Below are 26,842 nucleotides of genomic sequence, written 5' to 3'. Positions count from 1 at the left end.
ATCATGGCCGATACCGTATCTCCGGAGCGCGACATCGTCGCCACCCCTATGCAACGCGCCACGCGCGAGGCGCTTTATGCCGGCGCCATCGCGCTCGGCCTGTTCGTGCTGTTCATCGGCCTGAGGACCGATCAGAACATCTCGAACGAACTGATCCTCGTACAGCGCTGGTGGCTTCTCTTTACCGTGGTTGTGCTGACCATGGTCGGGCGCTTTGTCTATGTCGCCTATGGCCAACCCTTCCTGGCCAGCCAGAAGGTCGTCGACATCGCCACCGGCCTGTTGCCGGAGAGCGCGGCGACGCGGTTCTTCCGGTTGCCGTATTTCATCGCGGCCATCGTGATTGTTGCCGTGCTTGCTCTTCTGGCCGGCTCCCTCGATGATTTGCTGGGGCCGGGTCTTGCCGGTTACGCACGGTTCGCGCGAGCGCTGGCGATCATCTATGCCCTCGCCTCGGTGCTGTTCTATTTCCGCAGCTTCATCCATGCCCACTTCTCGGCATTGGGCATCGCCGCACTGGCGATTTATCCTGTCGTCGTCGTGCTGGTGCTTGCGGTGTACAGCGGATCGATGGTGGGCGGCTTTCAGGGCTCGCTGAAATGGGTCGACAATTTCGGCATCCAGATCCTGATCTATGTGATGCTGGCGTGGGGGCTGAATATCGTCGTTGGCCTCGCCGGCTTGCTCGACCTCGGCTATGTCGCGTTCTACGCCGTCGGCGCCTATGCCTATGCGCTGCTCGGCACGCATTTTGGTCTGTCGTTCTGGATCCTGCTGCCGGCCGCCGGGGCCATGGCCGCCTTCTGGGGCGTGCTTTTGGGCTTTCCGGTGCTGCGCCTGCGCGGCGACTATCTGGCGATTGTGACGCTGGCCTTCGGCGAGATCATTCGTCTCGTGCTGATCAACTGGCGCGAGGTCACCAACGGCTCGGCCGGTATTTCCGGTATCCCGAAGGTCTCTTTCTTCGGGCTGATGTCGTTCAACGTCGCGGACGAAAACTATATCGCCAAGGTGCTCGACATCGCCCAGTCGGGCGCCTACTACAAGATCTTCCTCTACTACCTGATCCTCGGGCTCTGCCTGCTCACCGCCTTCGTCACTATAAGGCTCAGGCGCATGCCCGTCGGCCGCGCCTGGGAAGCGCTGCGAGAGGACGAGATCGCCTGCCGCTCGCTCGGCATCAACACCACCACCACCAAGCTCACCGCCTTTGCCACCGGCGCCATGTTCGGCGGCTTCGCCGGCTCGTTCTTCGCCGCGCGGCAAGGTTTCGTCAGCCCGGAATCCTTCATCTTCCTGGAATCGGCGATCATCCTCGCCATCGTCGTGCTCGGCGGCATGGGCTCGCTGGTCGGCATCGCCGTCGCCGCCATGGTGATGATCGGCGGCACCGAGGCGCTGCGCGAACTCGATTTCCTGAAGCAGGTCTTCGGTCCAGATTTCACCCCGGAACTCTACCGCATGCTGCTGTTCGGTATAGCCATGGTCATCGTCATGGTTTGGAAGCCGCGCGGCTTCGTCGGCAGCCGTGAGCCGACAGCCTTCCTCAAGGAGAGCAGGGCCGTATCCGGCTCCTTCACCAAGGAAGGCCACGGCTGATGAGTGATGCGAGCCTATCCATGAACGATGCCATCCTGCAGGTCGAGCATCTGTCGATGAAGTTCGGCGGTCTCGTTGCCATCGGCGACCTGACCTTCCAGGCCAAGCGCGGCGAGATCACCGCGCTGATCGGGCCGAACGGCGCCGGCAAGACCACCGTGTTCAACTGCATCACCGGTTTCTACAAGCCGTCGGAAGGCATGCTCACGCTCAATCGGCGCGACGGCTCGAGCTATCTGCTTGAACGCCTGCCGAATCATGAGATCCCGGCGCGCGCCAAGGTGGCGCGCACTTTCCAGAATATTCGTCTGTTCTCGGGCATGACGCTGCTGGAGAACCTGCTGGTGGCGCAGCACAACAAGCTGATGAAGGCATCCGGCTACACCATCCTCGGCCTGTTCGGCTTCGCCGGCTACCGGACAGCGTCGGCCGAGTCGATCGACCTGGCTAGGCACTGGCTGGAAAAGGCCGATCTCGTCGACCGAGCCGACGATCCGGCCGGCGACCTGCCCTACGGCGCGCAACGGCGCCTGGAGATCGCGCGGGCCATGTGCACGGGTCCGGAGCTGCTCTGCCTCGACGAACCGGCCGCCGGCCTCAATCCGAAGGAATCGATGGCGCTCAATGAACTCCTGATGGACATCAAAGACAACACCGGCACCTCAATCTTGCTGATCGAGCACGACATGGCGGTGGTCATGCAGATTTCCGACCATGTCGTGGTGCTCGAATACGGGCGCAAGATCTCGGACGGCAGTCCGCACGCGGTACGCACCGACCCGCGTGTCATAGCCGCTTATCTCGGGGTCGAAGACGAGGAAGTTGAGACTGTGCTGACGGAGGTCGGCGACGAAGACGTCATCGAGCAACTGGATACGGGCCCGGATTCGGCGCACGGGCCGGGCACATCATCTTCGTATCTCGCCGGGCCGGTAACCGACACGGTCGGCCATAGCGAAGGCGAACGCGTCACGGTTTCCAAGGGCGCCTCGAAAGCCGGGCAGCTCGATGCAAGGTCGAGTGCCGCAGCAAGCAAGCCAAGCTCGAAGCCTGCCGCAGCCAAACCCAGCGCGAAATCTTCTGCCGCAGCAAAGCCAGCCACCAAGGCACCGGCCAAATCAAAGGCCGCGGGCGTTTCGAATCGGCTCACAGCACCGCGTGGCGGCAAGGCCGACAATCTGACCCGCATCAAGGGCATCGGCACGGTCAATGAGAAGAAGCTCAACCAGCACGGCATCTTCCATTTCGACCAGATCGCGGCATGGAAGAAGGCCGACGTCGTGGCCGTCGAAGCCTATCTGGCCTTCGACGGGCGCATTGCGCGCGAGGACTGGGTTGGCCAGGCCAAGCTTCTTGCCGCTGGCAAGGAGACGGAATTTTCGCGCCGCGTCGATGCTGGGAAGGTGGAGACAAGCCATGTCTCTGCAACGCCTGCGACGGGCAAGCGGGGGGGGCGCAAGTGATGGCCGGCACAACGCTGCTCGATATTAGGGGTGTCCAGACCTACTACGGCAACATCAGGGCGCTGAACGGCGTCGATGTCACCGTCAAGCAGGGCGAGATCGTGGCGCTGATCGGCGCCAACGGCGCCGGCAAGTCGACGCTGATGATGACCATTTTTGGTGCTCCACGGGCGCGGGCAGGTACCATCACCTTCGCCGGCACCGACATCACCCAGCTGCCGACCCATGAGATCGCGCGCATGCGCATCGCCCAGTCGCCGGAGGGCCGGCGCATCTTCCCGCGCATGACGGTGATGGAAAACCTGCAGATGGGCGCCAGCCTCGACAACCTCCAGCATTACGACGAGGACGCCGAGAAGGTGTTCACGCTGTTTCCGCGCCTGAAGGAACGCATTGCCCAGCGCGGCGGCACGCTGTCGGGCGGCGAGCAGCAGATGCTGTCGATCGCGCGCGCGCTGATGGCGCGGCCGAAGCTGCTCCTGCTCGACGAGCCGTCGCTGGGCCTGGCGCCGCTGATCGTCAAGCAGATCTTCGACGCCATCCGCGAGTTGAACCGCACGCAGGGGCTGACCGTGTTCCTGGTCGAGCAGAACGCCTTCGGCGCGCTGAAGCTCGCCACGCGGGGCTATGTCATGGTCAACGGCAATGTGACGATGAGCGGCACCGGCAAGGAGCTGCTCGCCGATCCGGACGTGCGTGCCGCCTATCTCGAAGGCGGCCATCACTGAGTTCAGGAGTCTTCATCATGCAGGGCATTCTCTATGAGGAACCCTCGGTCTGGCAGTTCTTCTTCGTCACCTGCCTGCTTGGCGGCTGGGCGGCCTGGATGACGGGCAAGGCCTGCGCCCAGACATGGCGCAGCTTCGTCCAGTTGTTCGCTTACATGCTCGGCCTCGGCATCGCCGTAAGGTTCATCCATCACGCGCTGTTCGACGGCACGATGTTCTCGCTGCAGTACTACATCGTCGATACCATCGTCCTGATGATATTGGGCTTCATCGGCTATCAATACACGCGCACCAATCAGATGGTGACACAGTATAGCTGGCTCTACGAAAGAGCATCGCTTTTGAGTTGGAAACCAAAAGGTTGATGTTCATCATTAACGCCGTTTCGGGGATGAATCGGCGTGACAAGTGCCTGAAAATCGGCAAAGTACGTTTTCTGCGAGTAAAAGTGGGCATCGCATGAAAGCATCATCCACGCCCACTCTGTAAATGGGAGCGTTTTACATGAGAAAATCACTTTTGTCCGCCGTCGCCCTGACCGCGCTCGTCGCGTTCAGCGGAAGCGCGTGGGCTGACATCCTGGTCGGCGTGGCCGGTCCGATCACCGGTCCGAATGCCGCTTTCGGCGCGCAGCTGCAGAAGGGCGCCGAACAGGCTGTCGCCGACATCAATGCGGCCGGCGGCATCAACGGCGAGCAGATCAAGCTCACGGTCGGCGACGACGTCTCCGATCCGAAGCAGGGCATCTCGGTCGCCAACAAGTTCGTCGGCGACGGCGTCAAGTTCGTGGTCGGCCACTTCAACTCGGGCGTTTCGATCCCGGCATCGGAAGTCTACGCGGAAAACGGTATCCTCGAGATCACGCCGGCCGCGACCAATCCGAAGTTCACCGAACGCGGCATGTGGAACACGTTTCGCACCTGCGGACGTGACGACCAGCAGGGCAGCATCGCCGGCGCTTACCTCGCGTCGAACTTCAAGGATGCCAAGATCGCGGTCATCCACGACAAGACGACTTACGGTCAAGGTCTTGCCGACGAAACCAAGAAGGCGATGAACGCTGCCGGCGTGACGGAAGTCATGTACGAAGGCGTCAATGTCGGCGACAAGGACTTCTCGGCGCTGATCGCCAAGATGAAGCAAGCCGGCGTTTCCATCATCTATTGGGGTGGTCTGCACACCGAAGCCGGCCTGATCATCCGCCAGGTGGCTGACCAGGGCCTCAAGGCCACGCTGGTTTCCGGCGACGGCATCGTGTCGAACGAACTGGCCTCGATCGCGGGCGACGCGGTTGCGGGCACGCTGAACACGTTCGGCCCGGATCCGCGTCTGATCCCGGCGAACAAGGAACTCGTCGAGAAGTTCCGTGCGCAGGGCTTCGAGCCGGAGGCCTACACGCTCTACTCCTACGCCGCCATGCAGGCTATCGCGGGAGCCGCCACAGCCGCCAAGTCGAACGATCCGATGGAAGTTGCCAAGGCTCTCAAGGCGAATGGCCCGTTCAAGACGGTGCTGGGCGATCTTTCCTATGACGCGAAGGGCGATCCGACGCTGCCTGGCTACGTCATGTACGAATGGAAGAAGGGCGACGACGGCAAGTACACCTACATCCAGAAAATGTAAGCCTGTCGACGACGACAATTCCGGAATGCCCGGCGCCTCGCGCCGGGCATTTTTCGTTTGATGTGTTACCCGTTGTTAAAGCGTCCTTTGCGCATTCGAGGGAACACGCGGCGCTCAGAGCAAAAAGAATCGATTTAAATCGGTTTAATCGCCGCCCGATTTTGTTTGCGCTGCAACATTTTCGCGTTAATCATGGCGCCAGTTTCCTTCCCGTCAGCGTCCGGAGCCTTGTCCTTGGCAATCACGAAAATCCTTGTCGCCAACCGGTCCGAAATCGCCATCCGCGTCTTCCGCGCGGCCAACGAGCTCGGCCTCAAAACCGTGGCGATCTGGGCCGAGGAGGACAAATACTCGCTGCACCGCTTCAAGGCCGACGAAAGCTACCAGGTCGGGCGCGGGCCGCATCTGACCAGGGATATGGGACCGATCGAAAGCTATCTGTCGATCGAGGAGGTGATCCGCGTCGCCAGGCTTTCGGGCGCCGATGCCATCCATCCGGGCTACGGGCTGTTGTCGGAAAGCCCCGAGTTCGCCGAAGCCTGCGCCAAGGCCGGCATCATTTTCATTGGACCCAAGCCGGATACGATGCGCAGGCTCGGCAACAAGGTCGCCGCGCGCAACCTGGCCGTCGAGGTTGGCGTGCCGGTGGTTCCCGCCACCGAGCCGTTGCCGGACGACATGGCGGCGGTGAAGGCACTCGCCAAGACGATCGGCTATCCGGTGATGCTGAAAGCATCGTGGGGCGGCGGCGGCCGCGGCATGCGCGCCATCCGCTCGGAAACCGACCTCGCCCGCGAAGTGACGGAGGGCAAGCGCGAAGCGAAAGCCGCCTTCGGCAAGGACGAGGTCTATCTCGAAAAGCTGATCGAGCGTGCCCGCCATGTCGAGGTGCAGGTGCTGGGCGACACACACGGCAATGCCGTGCACCTGTTCGAGCGCGATTGTTCCATCCAGCGCCGCAACCAGAAGGTGGTCGAGCGCGCGCCGGCGCCGTACCTCGAAATGTCGCGGCGCGAAGAGCTTTGCGATTACGCGCTGAAGATCGCCCGCGAGACGAGCTATGTCGGGGCCGGCACCGTCGAGTTCCTGCAGGATGCCGACACCGGCAAATTCTACTTCATCGAGGTCAATCCGCGTATCCAGGTGGAGCACACCGTCACCGAGCAGGTGACCGGCATCGACATCGTCAAGGCGCAGATTCACATCCTCGATGGTTTCGCCATCGGCACGCCGGAATCGGGCGTGCCAGCGCAGAAGGATATCAGGCTCAACGGCCACGCGCTGCAGTGCCGCATCACCACGGAAGATCCCGAGCACAATTTCATTCCCGACTATGGCCGCATCACCGCCTACCGCGGCGCCACCGGTTTTGGCATCCGCCTCGACGGCGGCACCGCTTATTCTGGCGCGGTCATCACCCGCTTCTACGACCCGTTGCTGGAGAAGGTGACGGCCTGGGCGCCGACGCCGGCCGAGACCATCGCCCGCATGAACCGGGCTCTGCGTGAGTTCCGTATCCGCGGCGTGGCGACCAACCTCACCTTCCTCGAGGCGATCATCAATCACCCGAGTTTCGCCGACAATTCCTACACGACCAAGTTCATCGATACGACGCCGGAACTGTTCGCGAGCGTGAAGCGGCAGGACCGCGCGACCAAGTTGCTCAACTACCTGGCCGATGTCAGCGTCAACGGCCATCCCGAGACGCGCGGCCGGCCGCAGCCGAAGGCCGATGCGGCCGCACCCATGGTTCCCTATCTCAACGGCAATGTGCCTGACGGCAGCAAGCAGAAGCTCGACGCGCTGGGGCCGGAGAAATTTGCGGCTTGGATGCGCGCACAGAAAGAGGTGCTGGTCACCGACACGACGATGCGCGACGGACACCAATCCCTGCTCGCGACGCGCGTGCGCACATATGACATCGCCGGCATTGCCGGCACCTATGCGCGCGCGCTGCCGCAGCTTTTGTCTCTCGAATGCTGGGGCGGGGCGACCTTCGACGTCGCCATGCGCTTCCTCACCGAAGACCCGTGGGAACGGCTGTCACTGGTGCGCGAGGCAGCGCCCAATTTGTTGCTGCAAATGCTTTTGCGCGGCGCCAACGGCGTTGGCTACACCAACTATCCCGACAATGTCGTCCAGCACTTCGTTAAACAGGCCGCCGCCGGCGGCATCGACCTGTTCCGCGTCTTCGACTGTTTGAACTGGGTCGACAACATGCGTGTCGCCATGGACGCGGTCGGCGCCGAGGGCAAGCTGATCGAAGCGGCGATCTGCTACACCGGCGACATACTCGACCCGGCGCGAGCCAAATACGACCTCAAATACTATGTCGCGCTGACCAGGGAGTTGCAGGCGGCCGGCGCCCATATCATCGCGGTCAAGGACATGGCCGGGCTCTTGAAGCCGACGGCGGCGCGCGCACTGTTCAAGGCGCTGCGCGAGGCGACCGATCTGCCGATCCACTTCCACACGCACGACACGTCAGGCCTGTCGGCGGCGACGGTGCTGGCGGCGGTGGACAGCGGTGTCGACGCCATTGACGCGGCGATGGACTCCTTATCGGGCAACACCTCGCAGCCTTGCCTGGGCTCGATCGTCGAGGCGCTGAAGGGCACCGAGCGAGATCCGGGCCTCGACCCGCAATGGATTAGGAACATCTCGTTCTACTGGGAGGCGGTGCGCAACCAGTATGCAGCCTTCGAGAGCGACCTGAAGGGGCCGGCCTCGGAAGTCTACCTGCACGAAATGCCAGGCGGGCAATTCACCAATCTCAAGGAACAGGCGCGCTCGCTCGGGCTGGAGACGCGCTGGCACGAAGTGGCGCAGACCTATCACGACGTCAATCTGATGTTCGGTGACATCGTCAAGGTGACGCCGTCGTCCAAGGTTGTCGGCGACATGGCGCTGATGATGGTAAGTCAGGACCTGACGGTCGCCGATGTCGAAAATCCAGCCAGGGATATCGCCTTCCCGGATTCGGTCGTGTCGATGCTGCGCGGCGATCTCGGCCAGTCGCCCGGCGGCTGGCCGGAGGCGCTGCAGAAGAAGGTGCTGAAGGGCGGTAAGCCGATCACTGTGCGACCTGGCTCGCTGTTGAAAGCAGCCAATCTCAAGGCCAGCCGCAAGGAGATCGAGGAGAAGCTCGAGCGCAAGCTTAGCGAATTCGAATTCGCCTCGTGGCTGATGTACCCGAAGGTTTTTTCCGACTTTGCCGCAGCCCAGGAAACCTACGGGCCGGTCAGCGTGCTGCCGACGCCGACCTATTTCTACGGCATGAAGCCGGAAGACGAGATCTTTGTCGACATCGAGAAAGGCAAGACTCTGGTGGTGCGCTGCCTGGCCATCGGCGATGTCGACGAGAAAGGCATGGTCACCGTGTTCTTCGAGCTCAACGGCCAGCCGCGCCGGATCAAAGTGCCGGATCGCGCGCATGGTGCTTCCGCCGCCAAGGCGCGGCGCAAGGCCGAGCCGGGTAACGAGGCGCATGTCGGCGCGCCGATGCCGGGCGTGGTCTCGGCACTTGCCGTCGCCGCCGGCCAGGCGGTCAAGGCCGGCGACGTGCTGCTGTCGATCGAGGCGATGAAGATGGAGACGGCATTGCATGCCGAGCGTGACGGCACAATCGCCGAAGTGCTGGTGAAGGCCGGCGACCAGATCGACGCCAAAGATTTGCTGATCGCCTTCGGGTAAGGTGCGTTGATATTCAGGTGATGCCGGCCTGCAAACGCCAGCTGCCTGCGCTTCCGGTGCTCACGTACTTAAGTACGCTCCGCTCCGGTTCTCGGCAGCCACCGTTTTCGGCTCGGCCTGACCTGAATCTCAACACACCTTGGGGTGTGCCTAACCCTTCATGCCGCATCGATAACAGCTTGACCGGTCGCCCCCGGTCGGGCATCGAACCGCTGCAAATTCGCCGCGACACGTTCCTGAGTCGCGGCATGGAAAACGACGCGGAGAAAAAAATGGCCGACGACATCACCGAGACCAGCCAGACTGTTGCCGCCGGCCAGCTGCGTGCCTTCATCGAGCGCATCGAGCGGCTCGAAGAAGAGAAGAAGACGATCGCCGACGACATCAAGGAAGTGTTCGCCGAGGCCAAGGGCACCGGCTTCGACACCAAGGCGATGCGGTCGATCATCCGGCTGCGTAAGAAGGATCAGGCCGAGCGGCAAGAGGAGGAAACTATCCTCGACCTCTACAAAGCCGCGCTCGGCATGGTGTAAGGCTGGTAACAGCCCTGGGCGCCGGTTGCGGCACCCTCAATGGGTCGAAGCATGAGCGAATTCGACTTTGGCGTCCGCCGCGCCTCTGAATTCCGCCAACGCGGCTTCTGGACGCTGTTTTCGGAACGGCATCCGGAAGAAAGGGCTCTGATGGCGCGGCGCGGACCCTGGTTCTGGCAGCGCGGGCTGCCCGACTTCGCCTTGGTCCTTTCCATGTATGTCGCGCCGGCGCAGAACCATGTCGGCGTCTTCTTCGGCCGCAACGAGAAGTTCGGTGCCACGCAAGCCTGGTCGCGGTTGAAGCCGTTCCAGCCGGCGATCGAAGGCAGATTGAAACTCAGGCCGGAACAGAGTTGCGAGGGCCTCGGTATCAATTCGATGTGGCGGGTGAACTGTTTTGCCGAGGACAATTGGCCGGCCATGGCCGACTGGCTGGTGACGGAAGCATCGCGTTTCGAATGCGCCGTAGCCGAGGTTCTGGGAGACGATGGCGCAGCCGGTTCGTGACTTCACCTGCCTGTTGGCCGCTTGAGCTAGTTCGGCTTCGGCGTGTCGCGGCCGATCGCATCGATATGCTGTTGCAGCGCCAGATGGTCGAGCGCACCCATCGGCAGATTGGTGAACAGCGAGATGCGGTTGTTGAGCATGCGATAGGCATCGGCAAAGGCAAGGTGCAGTTCGGCTTCGGTGCCGTCTGCTTTGGCTGGGTCCGGTATCGACCAGAGTGCGGTCATCGGATGACCCGGCCAGATCGGACAGGATTCGTTCGCGGTGCTGTCGCAAAGCGTGAAGATGAAGTGCATCTCCGGCGCGTCGGGCTCGGCGAACTCGTCCCAGCCTTTCGAACGGGCAAAGCTCGTATCGTAGTTGAGGCTTTCGAGCAGCTGCAGTGCGTAGGGATTGACCTTGCCCTTCGGCTGCGAGCCGGCGGAAAAGGCCTTGAACCTGCCGGCACCGAGCCGATTGAGGATGGCTTCGGCCATAATGGATCGCGCCGAATTGGCGTTGCAAAGAAACAGCACGTTGTAGACATTATCGCTCATCTCAAGACCTCCTTGACAGGCGACTGGATGATGGGGGCGGCAGATTCCGGCAATTTATCTCTGCCAAGATGCCGGCAAGGGCGACGTAGAAAGGTTTCACGACCGTTTGATGACAATCTGTCAAATCATATGCTTGCGTGCCGATGATCGACTTGCGTTGACAGGCTTGCTGCGTTCGACATTTCTGCGGCTGTCGAAAGAGAGAAGGCCGCGCCGATGAGTGCTCCCTTCGAAGGCGAAGGCGGTGAGGCAAGCCGCGCTCTGGGCTTCTTCCGCTCGCGCTGGCAAGGCACGGCCCCGCTCGATCGGCTGTTCTGGCGCGATCTTGTCCTTGTCGGCACGGCGATCAACATCGCAGTGTCGGTGCTGGCGCTGATCCTGCTCGGGCTAAAGCTGCCGCTCGCTCTCGTTCTGGCGGTGCATTTCGCGCCGGTGCCGTACAACTTCTTTCTGACTTTTGCGGTGTGGCGGACCGCCGAGAAATCCCCCAGCATCAAGGCTTCGCTGATGACGCTGGGGGCTGTGCTGTGGCTGATACTGGTGGTGGTGGTCTGACAGGACAGTGCTGCCAACGTCGAATTCCAGTCAGGCAGCCGGCTCGAATTTCAGCGCGACGCCATTGATGCAATAGCGCAGGCCGGTCGGCGGCGGACCGTCCTCGAAGACGTGGCCGAGATGGCTGCCGCAGCGAGCGCAGTGGCATTCTGTGCGGACCATGCCGTAGCTGCGGTCGACGGTCGTCTCGACCGAACCGGGCACCGGGTCGTTGAAGCTCGGCCAGCCGGTGCCGCTCTCGAATTTCAGCTTGGACTCGAACAAGGGCTGGTCGCAGCCGACACAGGAAAAGGTGCCGGCGCGCTTCTCGTGGAGCAAGGCGCAACTGCCTGGCCGCTCGGTGCCGTGGTTGCGCATCACCGCATATTGCTCTGGCGACAGGCGCGCGCGCCATTCGGCATCGGTACGGGTGACTGGGTAGGTATGGCTATCCATCTTTTTGCCTCTTAGCTCATGCCGCTATTTGGGTTGCCTTCCCAAGTTCGCCTAAAATAGGCATTCGTTACGGCGTTTGCCCATATTTTCGATGCCGCGAAGAATTCCTCAGGCGATCGCCGCGAGATACCGCGCAACCGACGCTGCAAATGCCGCCTTTGCGTCTCCGAGGACGTTCTGGTTCCACCATGCGCCATAGATATGGTCGAACGCGAAAGGCTCCAGCGCGGCCTTGATGCCGAGCACTTTCGCCGCATTGAGCGGGATGTAGTTCGGGTAGCTGTACATGAAGCTGACATGGCGGCGCGTAGGCGTCACCTGCAAGATGTCGCCGGCCAGGATGGCGTCGCCGCCGTCGCGCTTCCAGTGCAGCACCTGGCCGCCGGCAAAGTGGCCGCCGCAACGGATAAGTGTCAGCGAGGGGTTTAGGGCGCGCGTCTCGCCTTCCCAACTGATAACAGCCGGATGCGGCCGCATGATCCACTTGCGATCATCGGCGTGCAGGTAGATCGGCACGCCGCCAAACGCTTCGCTCCACTCGACCATTGCCGAATAATAATGGCAGTGCGAAATGGCGATCGCGGTCAGGCCGCCCCGTCGGTTGATTTCGGCCACCGCCTCGTCATTGACCATCGAGATGCAGTCCCACAGCAAATTGCCGTGCGGCGTTTGCGCCAGCAGCGCCCGCTGACCGATGGCGAAGCGCGGCTCGATGCCGAAGGCGAGCGCGCCGGCGTCGTCTTTCATCACGATCCGATGCCCGGCAGCGAGTTCCTCCGGCGTGATCCAGGCCTGGCCCTCCCAGCGCACATATTGCCGCTCGTCCTCGCAGATCGGGCAATGGTCCGGCGGCGCGGCTGTCGCCGCGAATTGGACGCCACACTGCAGGCAAAGGAAACAGGTCATCGGCCTTCCTGTCTTGCGTTCCGAAAATCCACTCAGTGCTTCCTTGAAAGCTGTTTCGTCGCGGCTTCGAGCCCGGCAAGCGTCAGCGGAAACATGCGGCCGCCGAAGATATCGCGGATCATGGCGATCGAATGAGTATAGCCCCAGTGTTTCTCATTTTCCGGGTTGAGCCATACCGCGTTTGGCCATTGCTGCAGCAGGCGGTTGAGCCAGACGACGCCGGCTTCCGGATTCCAATGCTCGACCGAGCCGCCGGGATGCGCGATCTCATAGGGGCTCATCGAGGCATCGCCGACGACGATCACCTTGTAGTCCGGGCCGTATTTGTGGAGGAGGTCGAAGGTCGGGATCACCTCCGCATGGCGGCGGCGATTGTCCTTCCAGACGCCTTCGTAAAGGCAGTTGTGGAAGTAGAAGTATTCGAGCTGGCGGAATTCGGCGCGGGCAGCCGAAAACAGCTCTTCGACGCTTTTGATGTGATCGTCCATCGAGCCGCCGACATCGAAGAACATCAGCAGCTTCACGGCATTGCGCCGCTCGGGCCGTGTCTGCACGTCGAGATAGCCATGCTCGGCCGTGGCGTGGATGGTGCCGGGCAGGTCGAACTCCTCCTCGGCGCCTTCGCGCACCCAGCGGCGCAAGCGCTTCAGCGCGATCTTTATATTGCGGGTGCCGAGCTCGACGGTATCGTCGAAATTCCTGAATTCGCGCTTGTCCCAGACTTTCACCGCGCGGCGGTTGCGGCTCTCATGTTGGCCGATGCGAACCCCTTCGGGATTGTAGCCATAGGCGCCGAAAGGCGAGGTGCCGCCGGTGCCGATCCATTTCGAACCGCCTTGGTGACGGCCCTTCTGTTCCTCCAGCCGTTTCTTCAGCGTTTCCATCAGCTTTTCGAAACCGCCGAGCGCCTCGACCAGCTTTTTCTCCTCGTCGGTCAGGTGCTTTTCGGCAAGCCGCCGCAGCCATTCCTCCCGAATATTCTCGACGTCGACCGCGTTTTCGCCAGCCAGCGCTTCGACCCCCTTGAAGATATGCGAAAAGACCTGATCGAAACGGTCGATGTGGCGCTCGTCCTTCACCAGTGCGGAGCGGGCGAGATAGTAAAAACCCTCGACGTCATAGTCGACCAGCCCCGCCTCCAGCCCTTCCAGCAGCGACAGATATTCCCGAAGCGAGACGGGAACCCGCGCGGCTTTCAGTTCGAGGAAGAAGGGGATAAACATCGTACGACTTTATCTGTGACCTTCGATCTTCTCCCGTGCGGCGCTGGCGATGAAAGCGGAACGCGTGAGGCCGCGTCGGCTCGCTTCGGCATCGATTGCCGCCAAAAGGCCTGCGTCGAGCGACAGATTGGCCCGGACAGGCCGGCCGGAATCGATCAGCACGGGGATCATCACGGCAGATTCGCCGGCAGCGCTATCGATTTCGCCCAGTCGGAGCAGATCTGCCACCGTGCGCGCGGCGGGCAAGGGCAAGTGCTTCGCCATTCGTGCCTCGGCCCATTCGCGAACGGCGGAAGTCGCATCGGCTATCGCCTCCTCGGGACTTGCGCCACCGCCGTGACACCCGGGAAGATCGGGCACCCGCACCCCCCAGACATCATCTGCGCCGTCAAGAATTCCGACATAGTGCATCATGATTCGTCCCTAAATCCATCCAGCAAGCCGGGCGATCGACCGCGCGACACCCAGAGATTGTTCGCGATGCCGCGGCACGATGATCATGATCTCCGGCCTCTCCGGATGCTCATACTTCTCATGCTTGCCGCCGCCTACGTTCACCCAGCCATCGCGTAAAAGCCTCGTGACGATCTTGCGTGTGTTGGTCTCGATCAGTGGCACGGGCAGTCCTGATCATGCGCAATATATTGCGCAACAGCAGCTGTTTCAATCGTCGGCAGCCATCACATCAAATCATATTCGATGAAGCCCGTGCGCCGCGCCACGTGGTCGTAGAGCTTGCGCGCGGTGGTGTTGGTCTCGTGCGTCATCCAGTAGACGTTCTTGACGCCGATCTTGCCGGCTTCCTGCTTCACCGCCTCGATCAAGGCGGCGCCGACGCCCTTGCCGCGCACATCCGGGTCGGCGAACAGGTCCTGGAGATAGCAGTTGTTTACCTGGGACCAGCAGGAGCGATGGTAGAGATAGTGCGTCAAACCGACCGCCTTGCCGTCGAGGGTGGCGATGAAACCTTTCGGCTCGAACTCGCCTGCCGTGAACAGGCGCTTCCAGGTGAGGGCGTAGACGTCCTCCGGCAGCTTGGTTTCGTAAAAGGTGAGGTAGGCGGTCCACAGACGCTGCCAGTCGGCATGGTCAGATTGTGCAAGTGGGCGGACGGTGATCTCGGTCATTTCATTTCTCTCTGAGGTCTGCAACCCGATCCATCCCAATAGAATCGGCATCACGAATATCTTTGCCTATCCCGCCGGCAAATTATACTCGCGAAAAGCGGTCGCGAGCATGCGCAGCGCCTCTCGTGCCCGCGGCGCCAAAGCGTGCGAGTGCAAAACGATCTCCGAAGACGGAATTGGCGGCAAGCCGAGTTTGCGGCCCACGTCGACAAGGCCGGGGGGAACGACACGGTGGGCGAGGGCGGAAATGGCGAAGCCGGCCGATACCGCGATGTTGACGGCCGCGCCGCCACCGCCCACGAAAGCCTCACTCCAGGCGATACCTGCCCTATCCAGCGCCTCGACCGCCCTCAGGCGGTCTGGGCAATTGCATACGGTGCTCAAAAGGGCCAGGCGCAATGGCGTTCCGGGCCGCCATTCGAAGGCAGGGGCCGCGAACCAGCCATAGTGGGTGCGCGACAGGGCTTCGCCGCGTCGGATGTCATCTTCCTGGTGCACGATCACAGCGTCGAGCTCGCCGCGATCGAAAGCTCCTTCCAGCATGGAGCTGGTGTCGATCCTTATGTTGAGCGCGAGCGACGGATCATGGGCATGAAGCTGGGCTATCAGCGTGGAAAGCTTAGGCCCCGCGACATGATCGACAAAACCGAGAGCAAGCCGACACGGCGCTGCGGAAAATTCCGCGACGGCGCGTTCATGGGCGGCAAGAAATTCACGGGCCGCGGGAAGGAAGACCGCTCCCCTTGCCGATAGAGCCACACGGCGCGGAGTCCGTTCGATCAAACGCGCGCCGAGCTTTTCTTCGAGCCGGCGCAGCTTGACGCTGATCGTCGCCTGGGTGCTCCCCATCGCGGCAGCCGCCCGGGTGAAACTCTGCAGGTCGGCCACCATGACGAAGGTGCGCACGGCGTCGACATCAAGGCTGGTCATCGCGATCATTCCATTTTGTCATTTCTGAAATAGAAACGCATAGCCTTTTTTCATAGTCAAGGCTCGTCTATGTCATGTCGGCCGCAGTTAAGGGCGCCGCTCGCAGCCCCTGTGAATGCTCCGATGGAAAGTGATCGATATGACGTTTCAAATTGACCGAAACACCGTTGCGCTCGTGGGCGTCTGCCTTGCCTCGCTGCTGTTCGGCCTCGAAATCTCCAGTGTGCCGGTGATCCTTCCGAAACTGGAAAGCGTGCTCGTCGCCGACTTCAAGGATCTGCAATGGATCATGAACGCCTACACCATTGCCTGCACCACGGTGTTGATGGCGACGGGAACATTGGCCGACCGTTTCGGCCGCAAACGCGTGATGGTGATCACCACCGTAGCCTTCGGCCTGGCATCTCTGCTGTGCGGCCTCGCACCGACCGCTCCACTTCTGATCGTCGCGCGCCTTCTGCAAGGCCTTGCGGGGGGCGCGATGTTCACCTGCAGTGTGGCGGTGCTGTCCCACCAGTTCCAAGACGGCAGTCAACGCGGCAAGGCCTTCGTTGCCTGGAGTATCGTCTCGGGCATCGGGCTTGGTTTTGGTCCAGCCATTGGCGGATTGATCGTAACGCTGTCGAGCTGGCAGTGGGTGTTCCTCATCCATGTGCCACTCGCCATTCTTGCCTTGGTCTTCATCAGTGCCGGTGTCACCGAATCATTCGATCGCAACGCCCAGAAGCTTGACCGGGCCGGCATCCTCACGCTCTCGTTTGCGGTGTTCGGCCTCTCCTATCTGATCACGCAAGGGGCTGATCTCGGCTCTGGCGCCCGCATCGGCGTGGCAAGCGCGGCCGTGCTGGCTTTCATCGCGTTCCTTGTTGCCGAAAAGATCAACCCCTATCCGATGTTCGATTTCTCGGTGTTCCGCATTCGCCAATTTTCGGGAGCGATCATGGGCGGCATTGGCATGAATTTCAGCTACTGGCCGTTCATCATCTATCTGCCGATCTATTTTTCGGGAGTGCTCGGCTACGACAGCACCACGACCGGTCTGTTGCTGCTCGTCTACACGCTTCCCCTCATGCTGATGTCCTCGATAGCCGAGCGCTTGCGCGCACGCTATCAGGCGCGGGTAGCGATCCCGCTTGGCTTGCTGACATTGGGGATCGGCTTCATCGCCATGAGGGTAGGCTCCGGGCTCGAGGGGGCCAACTGGCTGACCATGCTGCCCGGCACGCTGATCGCCGGCATCGGCATCGGCCTGACCAATTCACCGACCACCAACACCACGACCGGCTCAGTGTCGCCGGATCGTGCCGGCATGGCTTCGGGCATCGATATCAGCGCGCGCTTGATCACGCTCGCCATCAATATCGCGGTGCTGGGCTTGCTGTTGACGCAGGGGATCGTTTCTTATCTGCGCGACGCATTGGGCACGGCCTTGGATCCCAATGAACTGCGCGCGCTGGCGGAAAAGATCGCCGCCGGAAATCTCGACGGCCTCTCGCAACACTCGCCCAAGCTCGCGATACTCGATCCGTCCGGCGCCATCGCGCATGCCGCTTTGGTCAACGGTTTTGGCTGGGTCATGCTCTATAGCGGGATCGGCGTTCTTGCTCTTGCCGTCATCAGCTTCATCATCTTCGGCCCCAAAAACGTCGCGCCGCAGGAGGCAAGGGGCCATCATCCTGCTCACAGCGCAGGCGAAGCCCGCCCGTAGCAACTGCCTTCCGGCTCGGCGTCAGAGGCCGAGTTCCTGCGGCCCAGGATGACCGCTCCTCACCCCTGCCGTCTCGCCATGAAGGCCAGTCGCTCGAACAGATGCACGTCCTGTTCGTTCTTCAAAAGCGCACCATGCAATTTCGGCAGCGCGTTCTTCGGGTCGGCGCGCAAATCCTCAGGCGCGATGTCGTCGGCGACCAAGAGCCTGATCCAGTCGAGTGCCTCGGAGGTCGACGGCTTCTTCTTCAGGCCCGGCACGTCGCGGATCTCGTAGAACTGGGTGAGCGCGGCGCGCACCAGGTTCTGCTTGATACCGGGATAGTGCACGTCGACGATCCTGTGCAGCGTGTCGACGTCGGGAAAGCGGATATAGTGGAAGAAGCAGCGACGCAGGAAGGCGTCCGGCAGTTCCTTCTCGTTGTTGGAGGTGATGATGACGATCGGCCTGACTTCGGCGCGGATCGTTTCGCCAGTCTCGTAGACGAAGAACTCCATCCTATCGAGTTCCTGCAACAAATCGTTGGGGAATTCGATATCGGCCTTGTCGATCTCGTCGATCAGAAGCACCACCCTATTGGCCGTCGCGAAGGCATCCCACAGCTTGCCGCGCTTGATATAATTCCTGATGTCGTTGAAGCTGATATCGCCGAGCTGGCTGTCGCGCAGCCGCGAGACAGCGTCATACTCGTAGAGGCCCTGCTGCGCCCTTGTCGTCGACTTGACGTGCCATTCGATCAGCTCGAGGCCGAGCGCTGCCGCCACTTGCCTCGCCAGCTCGGTCTTGCCGGTGCCGGGCTCGCCCTTGACCAGCAATGGCCGCTCCAGCGCGATTGCCGCATTGACCGCCACCATCAGGTCCTTGTCGGCGACATAGGCCGCCGTGCCTTCGAAACGCATTCTTGCTCCTCGGTTTTTCATAGCAACCGTAAGGAGACGGTCCAGCCTGTGCAAGGCGCAGCAGCGAGGGCACGGTGAAACCTCATGCCGCGCAGCTCCCAGGCGGGTCTTTGTGTCGAATTAAGCCGCGGAGCATGGCCGTCTCTCTGGCGCTTGGCCGATCGCCAGCCTATATTGGTTGTGACGGTCTGCGCTTCCCGGCAGGAGAACATTTTCCCCGGGGCCTTAATGATCCCTAGGGAGCTGTCCCTGGGAAGACCCGTGGGTTTTCTCATACGGCGCCCACCTACTTTGTAGGTTCCCGGGATCGCTCTCTCCACCGGTTGTGTGGATCGTCACTCGACGCAAAAGATCCACTCAAATTCGGTGGATCATGCGGTGGAAAACGTCGCTCCTAAAACTCCAATCAGATCCGACCTTTTCTACCTTGGCCCCATGACCTCTCCAAAAGAACTGAAAAGACATCTCCGCAAGGAAGCACTCGGACGCCGCGACGCGCTCGATCCGTTCTGGCGTGTGGAGGCAGCGCTCGAAATGGCCGAGACGGCGCGGGACAGCATTGCGATAGAGCCTGGCCAGATCGTCTCCGGCTTCTGGCCGATGCGCTCGGAAGTCGACGTCCGGCCGCTGATGTTTGCCTTGCGCGAAAACGGGGCACGGCTTTGCCTGCCTGCCATTCTCGACAAGACCACCATCGTCTTTCGCGAACTGGTGCGTGGGGCGCCGATGGTCGATATGGGGTTCGGCACCGTCGGGCCGCATGAGGAGGCCGAGGTGCTCGATCCCCAGGTAATGCTGGTGCCGCTCGCGGCTTTCGACGCGCGCGGCCACCGCATCGGCTACGGCGCCGGTTATTACGACCGCGCGATCGCGCGGCTGGTCGACAAGGGGCAGCCGCCCCGGCTGATCGGGATTGCTTTCGACTGCCAGGAGGTGGCGCTGGTGCCGGACGAGCCGCACGACATGGTCATCCCGGAAATACTCACCGAGAACGGGTTGCGCCAGTTCGCGCCGAAATTGTAGATAAGTTCCTGGACGCATGGTCTTTTCCGAAAGTCATGCAGCTTTTGTGCTTCGCTGACCTTTGGTTCGGGATCATGTTTAGATGAGACTTCTCTTCCTCGGCGATATGGTCGGCAAGACCGGGCGCACGGCAGTGTGGGAACAACTGCCCGGCCTGATCTCAGATTTCAAACTCGACTTCGTCATCGTCAATGGTGAGAACGCCGCCGGCGGCTTCGGCATCACCGAAGAGATCTTTCGCGAGACGATCTCGGCGGGTGCCGATGTCGTCACCACCGGCAATCATGTCTGGGACCAGCGCGACGCGCTGGTTTTCGCGCCGCGCGAGGAACGCTTCCTGCGCCCGTCCAATTTCCCCAAGGGCACGCCGGGCCGCGGCTCCGGCGTCTACATCGCCAGGAATGGCGCGCGCGTTCTGGTCACCAACATCATGGGCCGGGTGTTCATGCATCCCGAACTCGACGACCCGTTCCAGGCCGGTGAGCGCGAGCTTGCCGCCTGTCCGCTCGGCGAGCAGGCCGACGCGGTGGTCATCGATTTCCATGCCGAGGCGACGTCTGAAAAAATGTGCTTTGCGCATTTCGTCGACGGCCGTGCCAGTCTCGTCGTCGGCACCCACACGCACCAGCCGACCGGCGACCACCATATCCTCAATGGCGGCACCGGCTATATCTCCGACGCCGGCATGTGCGGCGACTATGATTCCTCGCTTGGCATGGATAAGGAGGAGCCGCTCAACCGGTTTCTGTCAAAGGTGCCGAAAGGGCGCTTCGAGGCGGCGACCGGCCCGGCGACATTGTGCGGCGTCGGCGTCGACATTTCGGATCGCAGCGGCCTGACCGAGCGGATTGCGCCGTTTCGCCGCGGGCCGCGGCTCGAGGAAACCGCACCATCCTTCTGGTCATGACATTGATATAAGCGATGTAATACCTAACTGCCGGCTACGCCTGCTTCAGATCGTAAAGAGGGGACGACCTCCATGCAGCTCATCGAATTCCTGGCGCCACATTTCGCCTTTGTCTCCGATCCGACCGCGTGGGTCGCGTTGCTGACGCTGATCGTGCTGGAGGTCGTGCTCGGCATCGACAATCTGATCTTCATCTCGATCCTCACCAACAAATTGCCGGAGGCACAAAGGGCCCGCGCCCGGCGGCTCGGCATTTCTGCCGCGCTGATCATGCGGCTGGTACTGCTTGCCACCATCTCGATCATCGTCCAGTTGACGGCGCCGGTATTCACCGCTTTCGGCCATGGTTTTTCCTGGCGCGACCTGATCCTGATCGCCGGCGGCCTGTTCCTCGTCTGGAAGGCGACCAAGGAGATCCACCACACGGTCGATCTCGAGGATCATCAGGACACGATGATGGGCCAGACGCTGCAGCTTTCACTGGCCGGCGCGATTTTCCAGATCCTGCTGCTCGACCTCGTCTTCTCGATCGATTCGATCATCACCGCGGTCGGCATGACGGACGAGATCGCCATCATGTACATCGCCGTCATCGTGGCGGTCACCGTGATGATGCTGGCGGCCGGGCCGCTCGCCGACTTCATCGCCAAGAACCCCAGCATCGTCATGCTGGCGCTGAGCTTCCTGCTGATGATCGGCATGACGCTGATCGCCGACGGCATGGGCTTCCATGTGCCGAAGGGCTACATCTACGCCGCCATGGGTTTTTCCGCCCTTGTCGAGGGTCTCAACATGCTGGCGCGACGCCGGAGGAAGGCAAAGGCTGGCGGGCACTAAGATCGGGCGCTTTGGGACGCCGGTGCGTTTTAACTCGCAGGCACGCCTTTCGGATGACGGTCGCCGATCAGGCCAAGCGTCAGGCCTTGCTCCAGCCACGCCTTGGCGCCGGCGAGCACCAACGCGAAGCCATCGGTCGAGCCGATCGCCTGCTTGACCTGCTCGTCGGCACTGCCGGCAAAGCCGAAATTGCGAACTTCGACGAAGGTCGCGCCTTCAGGCATCTCGGTAAAGGTCCAGACCACCGTGGTCGGCGGATCGCTCCATTGCATGACGATCTTTTCGTTCCTGACGAATTCGCTGACCGTGACCGGCGTCGAGACGCCGTACATGCGCCATTCCCAGCGAACCTCCTTGCCGCTGTCCAGCCTGCCGCTGCCATGAGTGAACCAGAATTTCGTCGTGATCGCCGGATCGACGATGGCTTCGAACATTTCTGCGACCGGCCGCCGGATCAGCATGCCGGCTTCGGCGGTCGGTGTCTCACGGATTTCCATATCGTCCTCCTTTCCGAACAGGCCTCCGTCACCAGGCGTCGGGTTCGCGCACCATGTGAACGATGTTGGCCGGATTGGTGATCCAACCGCCACGAAAACCCTCACCCAGCGCCTCAATGGCGTCGCAGCGCACGATACCGGCCTTGGCGAGATGATCGGCTGCGGCCGGAAAATCGTCGGTGAACAACTCCAGCCAAACCTCTGCCTGGCTCAGCATCGGCGCTTCGTCGATCCATAGGCGATTGGGGCCGAGTTCGAAGCCGATAGCCGGCGCCTTGGCCGTGAACGGCTTCAGGCCGACGACGTCCCGGTAGAAGGCGATCGTGTCCTGGTACTGGTGTGGCGGCACTTTCATGGCGATGTTGATGCCGCCGGTGATTTTCGCAGTCATTCTTTCCTCCGTCTTCTCAGATATTGTCTTCGCTGGCCGGCTCGGCCTTCATCTCGCTGCGGTAATAGCCGTCGCGCAGATTGATGCCGTATTCGACATAGGCCTTCATGCAGGCCAGCATCTGCGACCAGCCTTCGCAATTGAGGTAGGACTTCTTCAGGCCGACCGCGTCCTCGTGCCAGCCGGTCTCGGCGATGGTGACGAAGGTGCCGCCGTCATCCAGCGGCTCGAAATTCATCTCGATGCGCGTCTTGTAAGCCGGCTTGCCGTCGGCGTCGGTGGCGTCCCAGCGCAGCACGATGCGGCTGTCTTTTTCCACCTGGTCGACCTCGACCGGGACCTTGCCCCACCAGACGACGCCGGCGCCTGCCACCAGCGGCGCGCTGGCGCCGCCGATCGTGGTGAAATAGCCGCTGAGCTTGGTCGGATTGACGACTGCGTCGAAGACCTCGGCGACCGGTTTGCCGATGCGGCCCGAAACTCTGAATCCAAGAGACATATCCACAGCTCCTTCCTTGATCAGGCCGATATTATGTTATAGAAATATAACATGTCAAGCAAAACGCAGGACGACAATGTTTTCAAGGCGCTGGCGCACCCGCGCCGGCGTGCGCTGCTGGACGAGCTGAAGGACGCGCCGCGGACCACCGGCATGCTGTGCGATGCCTTTTCAGACATGGACCGCTGCACCGTCATGCTGCATCTGAAAGTGCTGGAAGAAGCCGACCTAGTCGTGGCGCGGCGCGAGGGCCGCGAACGCTGGAACCATCTCAACGCGCTGCCGATCAAGCAGATCCACGACCGCTGGATCAGCCAATACGCCACGCACGCGATCAGCATTCTCGACCGGCTGAAATCCGATCTGGAAGAATGAATGGCCGCAGGAATGCAGCTGGCGGGCGCTTTGCGCACCGCGCTTACGGCGCGGCTGGACGAATTGAGCCGATTTATCTATAAGCCGGCCATTCCGAGATAGAGCGCCGTACGTCCATCCGGACGCACCAGGGACGTTCTGAAATTTTGAATTCGAGCATTTTGGCAAAAGGCGAGGTGACACCTCGCTGCAGGATGCTCTGCCAAGAAGACGACAGGGGTGCCATGGCTGGCCATTCACAGTTCAAGAACATTATGCACCGCAAGGGCCGCCAGGACGCGGTGCGGTCGAAAATGTTTTCCAAGCTGGCGCGCGAAATAACCGTCGCCGCCAAGAGCGGCACGCCGGATCCGTCGATGAACCCGCGCCTGCGCTTGGCCGTGCAGAATGCCAAGGCGGTGTCGATGCCGAAAGACAATATCCAGCGCGCCATCAACAAGGCATCAATGGGCGACGCCGAGACTTACGAAGCCGTGCGCTACGAAGGCTACGGACCCGGTGGCGTCGCGCTCATCGTCGAGGCGCTGACTGACAACCGCAATCGCTCGGCGTCGAATGTACGCGCCGCCTTCACCAAGGCCGGCGGGGCGATGGGGGAAACCGGCTCGGTGTCGTTCATGTGGGACCGTGTCGGCGAGATCTTCTATCCGGCGTCAGTCGGCAGCGCCGAGAAGGTCATGGACGCGGCGATCGAGGCCGGCGCCGACGACGTCCAGTCAGACGAGGAAGGCCACACGATCTATTGCGCCTTCGAGAATCTCGGCGAGGTGTCGAAGGCGCTGGAAGGCGCGCTCGGCGAGGCAGAGTCGGTGAAGCCGATCTGGAAGCCGCAGACCAACATTGCGGTCGACGAGGAGCGGGCACAGTCGCTGATGAAGCTGGTCGCGACGCTCGAGGACGATGACGACGTGCAGAGCGTCTACGCCAATTTCGAGGTCGACGACGAGACCATGGCGAAGCTCAGCGCGGCATGAGCGGAACTCAGCCAGACATGAGCGGAGCTCAGTCCGAGATATGAGCGGAGCTCAATCTGACATGACCGAAAAGCCGCTGCCGACCATCCGCATCACCTATTGCACGCAGTGCCAGTGGTTGCTGCGGGCCGGCTGGATGGCGCAGGAGCTGCTCTCGACCTTCGGAACGGATCTGGGCGAGGTCACGCTGGTGCCCGGCACCGGCGGCATTTTCACCATTTCCTGCAACGACACGCTGGTCTGGGACCGCAAGCGCGACGGCGGCTTTCCCGATGCCGCAAAGCTCAAGCAGCTGGTTCGCGACGTGATCGATCCGGACCGCGATCTCGGCCATGCCGATCGCAAGGGCCACAAGTCAAAAGATCCGACATCTAGGGACCCTGCCTGACGCAGGGTCTTTTGCGTTTCTACCCCTGCATTCACCGCCCTGCCATGATGAAGCAGCCCAGAGCTGCGATGGCGGTGATGGTGCGGACATGGTTCCACATCACCCAGTCCCTGAGATAGGTGGTCCACACCGCGGCGCCGTTGGCGCTTGCCGGATCGACGGCGGCCAGAGCGTTGTTGAGCGGCACGTTGAAAATCATGGTCACGATCAGGTTGCCGACGAGATAGATCAGGGCACCAGCGAGAAGCCACAACGAACCCGGCTGGTTCCAGCCGAGGATGGCGCCGACGGCGAGGGCGAGGCAGATCAGCCCTGTGCCGAAAAGCGCGGTCATGAATATCGGCGTCACCGCGGTGACGTTGATCGAATTCATCGCGGCGATGCCTCCCGCGGCAGGCATGCGGGCGAGGCCCGGCATGACGAAGCTGGAAAAGGCGAAGAAGACACCAGCGACGACGCCCGAGCCGAGCGCGGCGACGAAGGTGAGGGTGGGAAGCAGTTTCATGATCATGTCAGTTGCTCCAGATGCCGGTAGCGGCGGTTTCGGTTACATAGGCGGAAAAATCTTTTGGGGCGCGGCCGAGCACGCGCTGGACGCCGTCAGTCAGCGCCTCGTTGCGGCCGTCGAGCACCTCGGTGAACAGCTCGTTAAGCAGCCAGGCGAACTCGGCCGGCAACTCGTACCCGGCTATCGCGGCGGTGAACTCGGCATGCGAAATCCTGACAAACCGGATGTCACGACCGCTCGCCTTGCTGATCTCGGCGACCGCGTCGGCGAAGCTCAGCAGCCGTGGCCCGGTCAGTTGGTAAAGCTGGCCGATATGGCCTTGCTGGGTAAGCACCGTCACGGCGGCGTCGGCAATGTCGTCGGCGTCGACGAACGGTTCTCCGACATTGCCGACCGGCAAAGCCACCTCCCCGGCGAGCAGCGGATCGAGCAAAAAACTCTCGCTGAAGTTCTGGGAAAACCAGGCGCAGCGCAGGATCGTCCAGTCGGCGCCTGAGACTTTCAGCATCTCTTCGGCACGTTGCGCTTCCGTTTCGCCGCGCCCCGACAGCAGCACCAGCCGGCGCACACCGCGCTCCACGGCAAGGTTGGCGAAGGCGCCGACCGCTTCGGCCGCACCGGGCACCGCAAGATCAGGATAGTAGCTGATGTAGACGGCACCGACACCATCAAGCGCAGGTTCCCAGGTCGTGTCGTTTTCCCAGTCGAAGGGCGGCGTGCCCGAGCGCGAGCCGATCCGCACCGGCAGGCCCTGCGCCGCCAGCCTGTCCGCGAGACGACGGCCGGTTTTGCCTGTGCCGCCGAGGATCAAAGTCGGTTTTTTCGCTGTGTCGTTCATGGTGGTTCTCCTTGCTTGAAAACATGAGTCATACTCACATTTGCAAAACGTGATAAACCCTCGTATTTTACGAGTCAAGCCAGTTTGTTGGCCAATTTGTTGGATCATTCGCCAGGAGACAGTGATGGAAGGCTCGACCGTATCGGGTTCACAGGGTGGCCAGATCGCGTTGCCGCGCCGGGCGCCAAGCCAACAGCGCAGCCGCGAGCGGGTCGAGCGGATGCTGGCTGCCGCCTCCGCGCTGATCGCCGAGCAAGGCAGCGATGCCATGCGCATGGGCGAAGTGGCGGAACGGGCCGGCGTGTCGATCGGATCGCTCTACCAGTTCTTCCCGGACAAGCGGGCGATCATCTGGGCGCTGGCCGAGCGTTACACCGCCGAAAGCCAGGCCTGCATCTCAGCGGCGCTGGCAGATGTCATCGATGCCGAAGGGCTGCGGCGGGCATTTTCGGAGCTGGTGGATATCTATTACCGGCTGTTCCTAGCGTCGCCTGTCATGCGCGACATCTGGTCGGGCACGCAGGCCGACAAGGCGCTGCGCGAACTCGAGCTCGCCGACAGCCGGGCCAACGCTGACTTCCTCACAGCGGTGCTGAAGCGGCTGCGGCCCGCCGCCGATCCGGCGGCGCTGGAAACGACGGCATTTCTCATCTGGCAGATGGGCGAAGCCACCATGCGGCTGGCGATCTCGGTCGGGCGGCAAGAAGGCGACGATCTGGTCGCCGCCTACAAGCGCATGGCGCTGCGCGAACTGGTCGGCGAATAGGCCGCATTTCGGCAACAAAAAAACCCGCCACGAGGGCGGGTTTCTTCGATCCGAGAAAGGCCTGCGGCTTAGAGGCCGAAACCTTCGAAACGCTTCTTGAACTTCGACAAGCGGCCGCCGCGATCGAGCAGGGTCTGCTGGCCGCCGGTCCAGGCCGGATGGGTGGTCGGGTCGATGTCGAGGTTCATCGTGTCGCCTTCCTTGCCCCAGGTCGAACGGGTCATGTATTCGGTGCCGTCGGTCATGACGACCTTGATGGTGTGGTAGTCGGGATGGATGTCGGTCTTCATTGTGCTATTCCTGGTTCGCCGGCGCTGACGGGCATAAAGCCTGCGTCGATGCGCCCCTTTTTAAAACTCGAAGCCGCAGCTATT

The 26,842-nt window shown here is 61.9% G+C and carries 32 protein-coding genes and 1 other RNA gene; 18 read left to right on the top strand and 15 right to left on the bottom strand.

Annotated features, from left to right (window positions below):
• Positions 1 to 3: 3 nt before the first annotated feature.
• The 8 genes from livM (at position 4) to RPG13_RS03860 (ending at position 10,146) form a co-directional block, all read left to right on the top strand.
• A complete protein-coding gene (gene livM / locus RPG13_RS03895) occupies positions 4 to 1,599 on the top strand; it encodes a high-affinity branched-chain amino acid ABC transporter permease LivM (RefSeq protein ID WP_127205693.1) in 1,596 nt (531 codons plus the stop codon).
• 20 nt (positions 1,600 to 1,619) lie between these two features.
• Positions 1,620 to 3,062 (top strand): ATP-binding cassette domain-containing protein, encoded by a 1,443-nt coding sequence (locus tag RPG13_RS03890; protein ID WP_442921327.1) that lies wholly within the window; start codon positions 1,620 to 1,622, stop codon positions 3,060 to 3,062.
• Positions 3,062 to 3,790, top strand: a complete 729-nt coding sequence (locus RPG13_RS03885; protein WP_126107320.1) for an ABC transporter ATP-binding protein — start codon at positions 3,062 to 3,064, stop codon at positions 3,788 to 3,790. Before RPG13_RS03890 ends, RPG13_RS03885 begins: the two co-directional genes overlap by 1 nt.
• 17 nt (positions 3,791 to 3,807) lie before the next feature.
• The gene (locus tag RPG13_RS03880) at positions 3,808 to 4,155 is read left to right on the top strand and encodes a DUF6867 family protein (RefSeq protein ID WP_126104501.1); all 348 of its coding nucleotides are present in this window, start codon (positions 3,808 to 3,810) and stop codon (positions 4,153 to 4,155) included.
• Positions 4,156 to 4,294: 139 nt separating this feature from the next.
• A complete protein-coding gene (locus RPG13_RS03875) occupies positions 4,295 to 5,413 on the top strand; it encodes a branched-chain amino acid ABC transporter substrate-binding protein (RefSeq protein WP_095487475.1) in 1,119 nt (372 codons plus the stop codon).
• A 234-nt stretch (positions 5,414 to 5,647) separates the two neighbouring features.
• Positions 5,648 to 9,106 (top strand): pyruvate carboxylase, encoded by a 3,459-nt coding sequence (gene pyc / locus RPG13_RS03870; RefSeq protein WP_292723246.1) that lies wholly within the window; start codon positions 5,648 to 5,650, stop codon positions 9,104 to 9,106.
• 272 nt (positions 9,107 to 9,378) lie between these two features.
• Positions 9,379 to 9,639: a DUF2312 domain-containing protein gene (locus tag RPG13_RS03865; RefSeq protein ID WP_023800031.1), complete on the top strand. Its 261-nt coding sequence runs from the start codon at positions 9,379 to 9,381 to the stop codon at positions 9,637 to 9,639.
• Positions 9,640 to 9,690: 51 nt separating this feature from the next.
• Positions 9,691 to 10,146 carry a hypothetical protein gene (locus RPG13_RS03860; RefSeq protein ID WP_292646931.1) on the top strand — a complete coding sequence of 152 codons (456 nt, stop codon included), beginning with the start codon at positions 9,691 to 9,693 and terminating at the stop codon, positions 10,144 to 10,146.
• A gap of 26 nt (positions 10,147 to 10,172) precedes the next feature.
• On the opposite strand, the gene RPG13_RS03855 is transcribed toward RPG13_RS03860, so the two are convergent.
• Positions 10,173 to 10,682: an arsenate reductase ArsC gene (locus tag RPG13_RS03855; protein WP_337124457.1), complete on the bottom strand. Its 510-nt coding sequence runs from the start codon at positions 10,680 to 10,682 to the stop codon at positions 10,173 to 10,175.
• 216 nt (positions 10,683 to 10,898) lie between these two features.
• Between RPG13_RS03855 and RPG13_RS03850 the strand changes: the two genes are divergently transcribed.
• Positions 10,899 to 11,237 (top strand): hypothetical protein, encoded by a 339-nt coding sequence (locus RPG13_RS03850; RefSeq protein ID WP_126104504.1) that lies wholly within the window; start codon positions 10,899 to 10,901, stop codon positions 11,235 to 11,237.
• Positions 11,238 to 11,267: 30 nt separating this feature from the next.
• On the opposite strand, the gene msrB is transcribed toward RPG13_RS03850, so the two are convergent.
• The 7 genes from msrB to RPG13_RS03815 form a co-directional block, all read right to left on the bottom strand.
• Complete coding sequence (msrB, locus tag RPG13_RS03845; RefSeq protein ID WP_095487465.1) at positions 11,268 to 11,672, bottom strand: peptide-methionine (R)-S-oxide reductase MsrB; 405 nt, start codon at positions 11,670 to 11,672, stop codon at positions 11,268 to 11,270.
• A 108-nt stretch (positions 11,673 to 11,780) separates the two neighbouring features.
• Positions 11,781 to 12,578, bottom strand: coding sequence for an MBL fold metallo-hydrolase (locus tag RPG13_RS03840; RefSeq protein ID WP_337124456.1), 798 nt, complete (start codon positions 12,576 to 12,578; stop codon positions 11,781 to 11,783).
• A 32-nt stretch (positions 12,579 to 12,610) separates the two neighbouring features.
• Positions 12,611 to 13,801, bottom strand: a complete 1,191-nt coding sequence (locus RPG13_RS03835; RefSeq protein ID WP_337124455.1) for a vWA domain-containing protein — start codon at positions 13,799 to 13,801, stop codon at positions 12,611 to 12,613.
• Between the two features lie 9 nt (positions 13,802 to 13,810).
• Positions 13,811 to 14,215 (bottom strand): type II toxin-antitoxin system HicB family antitoxin, encoded by a 405-nt coding sequence (locus RPG13_RS03830; RefSeq protein ID WP_206637182.1) that lies wholly within the window; start codon positions 14,213 to 14,215, stop codon positions 13,811 to 13,813.
• Between the two features lie 9 nt (positions 14,216 to 14,224).
• Positions 14,225 to 14,419, bottom strand: a complete 195-nt coding sequence (locus RPG13_RS03825; RefSeq protein ID WP_126104508.1) for a type II toxin-antitoxin system HicA family toxin — start codon at positions 14,417 to 14,419, stop codon at positions 14,225 to 14,227.
• 62 nt (positions 14,420 to 14,481) lie between these two features.
• Positions 14,482 to 14,928 carry a GNAT family N-acetyltransferase gene (locus RPG13_RS03820; protein WP_292503621.1) on the bottom strand — a complete coding sequence of 149 codons (447 nt, stop codon included), beginning with the start codon at positions 14,926 to 14,928 and terminating at the stop codon, positions 14,482 to 14,484.
• A 66-nt stretch (positions 14,929 to 14,994) separates the two neighbouring features.
• The gene (locus RPG13_RS03815; RefSeq protein ID WP_127205685.1) at positions 14,995 to 15,858 is read right to left on the bottom strand and encodes a LysR family transcriptional regulator; all 864 of its coding nucleotides are present in this window, start codon (positions 15,856 to 15,858) and stop codon (positions 14,995 to 14,997) included.
• Positions 15,859 to 15,997: 139 nt separating this feature from the next.
• Between RPG13_RS03815 and RPG13_RS03810 the strand changes: the two genes are divergently transcribed.
• On the top strand, positions 15,998 to 17,566 hold the full coding sequence (locus RPG13_RS03810) for an MFS transporter (RefSeq protein ID WP_337124454.1): 1,569 nt from the start codon (positions 15,998 to 16,000) through the stop codon (positions 17,564 to 17,566).
• 59 nt (positions 17,567 to 17,625) lie between these two features.
• Here the strand turns inward: RPG13_RS03810 and RPG13_RS03805 are convergent, their stop codons facing one another.
• Complete coding sequence (locus RPG13_RS03805) at positions 17,626 to 18,465, bottom strand: AAA family ATPase (RefSeq protein WP_126104512.1); 840 nt, start codon at positions 18,463 to 18,465, stop codon at positions 17,626 to 17,628.
• 182 nt (positions 18,466 to 18,647) lie between these two features.
• Between RPG13_RS03805 and ssrS the strand changes: the two genes are divergently transcribed.
• The 4 genes from ssrS to RPG13_RS03785 all read left to right on the top strand — a co-directional run bounded on the left by ssrS (position 18,648) and on the right by RPG13_RS03785 (position 21,232).
• A non-coding RNA gene (gene ssrS, locus RPG13_RS03800) (6S RNA) lies at positions 18,648 to 18,803 on the top strand.
• Positions 18,804 to 18,900: 97 nt separating this feature from the next.
• Entirely contained in the window at positions 18,901 to 19,488 is a 588-nt protein-coding gene (locus RPG13_RS03795; RefSeq protein WP_126104513.1) for a 5-formyltetrahydrofolate cyclo-ligase, read from the top strand.
• An 82-nt stretch (positions 19,489 to 19,570) separates the two neighbouring features.
• A complete protein-coding gene (locus RPG13_RS03790) occupies positions 19,571 to 20,395 on the top strand; it encodes a TIGR00282 family metallophosphoesterase (RefSeq protein WP_126104514.1) in 825 nt (274 codons plus the stop codon).
• A gap of 72 nt (positions 20,396 to 20,467) precedes the next feature.
• Positions 20,468 to 21,232, top strand: coding sequence for a TerC family protein (locus RPG13_RS03785; protein WP_095487453.1), 765 nt, complete (start codon positions 20,468 to 20,470; stop codon positions 21,230 to 21,232).
• Positions 21,233 to 21,261: 29 nt separating this feature from the next.
• Here the strand turns inward: RPG13_RS03785 and RPG13_RS03780 are convergent, their stop codons facing one another.
• Genes RPG13_RS03780 through RPG13_RS03770 form a run of 3 tightly spaced genes read right to left on the bottom strand, consistent with a single transcriptional unit; the run spans position 21,262 to position 22,619 of the window.
• Complete coding sequence (locus RPG13_RS03780; RefSeq protein ID WP_292723237.1) at positions 21,262 to 21,729, bottom strand: SRPBCC family protein; 468 nt, start codon at positions 21,727 to 21,729, stop codon at positions 21,262 to 21,264.
• 28 nt (positions 21,730 to 21,757) lie between these two features.
• Positions 21,758 to 22,120 carry a hypothetical protein gene (locus tag RPG13_RS03775; RefSeq protein WP_128241755.1) on the bottom strand — a complete coding sequence of 121 codons (363 nt, stop codon included), beginning with the start codon at positions 22,118 to 22,120 and terminating at the stop codon, positions 21,758 to 21,760.
• Between the two features lie 16 nt (positions 22,121 to 22,136).
• On the bottom strand, positions 22,137 to 22,619 hold the full coding sequence (locus RPG13_RS03770; RefSeq protein ID WP_337124453.1) for an SRPBCC domain-containing protein: 483 nt from the start codon (positions 22,617 to 22,619) through the stop codon (positions 22,137 to 22,139).
• Positions 22,620 to 22,670: 51 nt separating this feature from the next.
• Here RPG13_RS03770 and RPG13_RS03765 point away from each other — a divergent pair, with 51 nt between their 5' ends.
• From RPG13_RS03765 to RPG13_RS03755, 3 genes are all read left to right on the top strand, one after another.
• The gene (locus RPG13_RS03765; protein ID WP_337124452.1) at positions 22,671 to 22,994 is read left to right on the top strand and encodes an ArsR/SmtB family transcription factor; all 324 of its coding nucleotides are present in this window, start codon (positions 22,671 to 22,673) and stop codon (positions 22,992 to 22,994) included.
• A 224-nt stretch (positions 22,995 to 23,218) separates the two neighbouring features.
• Entirely contained in the window at positions 23,219 to 23,968 is a 750-nt protein-coding gene (locus RPG13_RS03760; protein WP_023800014.1) for a YebC/PmpR family DNA-binding transcriptional regulator, read from the top strand.
• Between the two features lie 61 nt (positions 23,969 to 24,029).
• Entirely contained in the window at positions 24,030 to 24,356 is a 327-nt protein-coding gene (locus RPG13_RS03755; protein WP_128285428.1) for a SelT/SelW/SelH family protein, read from the top strand.
• A gap of 31 nt (positions 24,357 to 24,387) precedes the next feature.
• On the opposite strand, the gene RPG13_RS03750 is transcribed toward RPG13_RS03755, so the two are convergent.
• A complete protein-coding gene (locus tag RPG13_RS03750; RefSeq protein WP_337124451.1) occupies positions 24,388 to 24,867 on the bottom strand; it encodes an anthrone oxygenase family protein in 480 nt (159 codons plus the stop codon).
• Position 24,868: 1 nt separating this feature from the next.
• Positions 24,869 to 25,702 carry an NAD(P)H-binding protein gene (locus RPG13_RS03745; protein WP_337124450.1) on the bottom strand — a complete coding sequence of 278 codons (834 nt, stop codon included), beginning with the start codon at positions 25,700 to 25,702 and terminating at the stop codon, positions 24,869 to 24,871.
• Between the two features lie 124 nt (positions 25,703 to 25,826).
• Between RPG13_RS03745 and RPG13_RS03740 the strand changes: the two genes are divergently transcribed.
• Positions 25,827 to 26,468, top strand: coding sequence for a TetR/AcrR family transcriptional regulator (locus tag RPG13_RS03740; protein ID WP_337124449.1), 642 nt, complete (start codon positions 25,827 to 25,829; stop codon positions 26,466 to 26,468).
• 68 nt (positions 26,469 to 26,536) lie between these two features.
• Here RPG13_RS03740 and rpmE read toward each other — a convergent pair whose 3' ends face one another.
• Positions 26,537 to 26,758: a 50S ribosomal protein L31 gene (gene rpmE / locus RPG13_RS03735; protein ID WP_006327661.1), complete on the bottom strand. Its 222-nt coding sequence runs from the start codon at positions 26,756 to 26,758 to the stop codon at positions 26,537 to 26,539.
• Between the last annotated feature and the right edge of the window lie 84 nt (positions 26,759 to 26,842).

Source organism: Mesorhizobium sp. ISC15 (assembly GCF_037162615.1).
Classification (GTDB): Bacteria; Pseudomonadota; Alphaproteobacteria; order Rhizobiales; family Rhizobiaceae; genus Mesorhizobium; species Mesorhizobium mediterraneum.
This window is presented reverse-complemented; position numbering and strand designations above follow the sequence as displayed.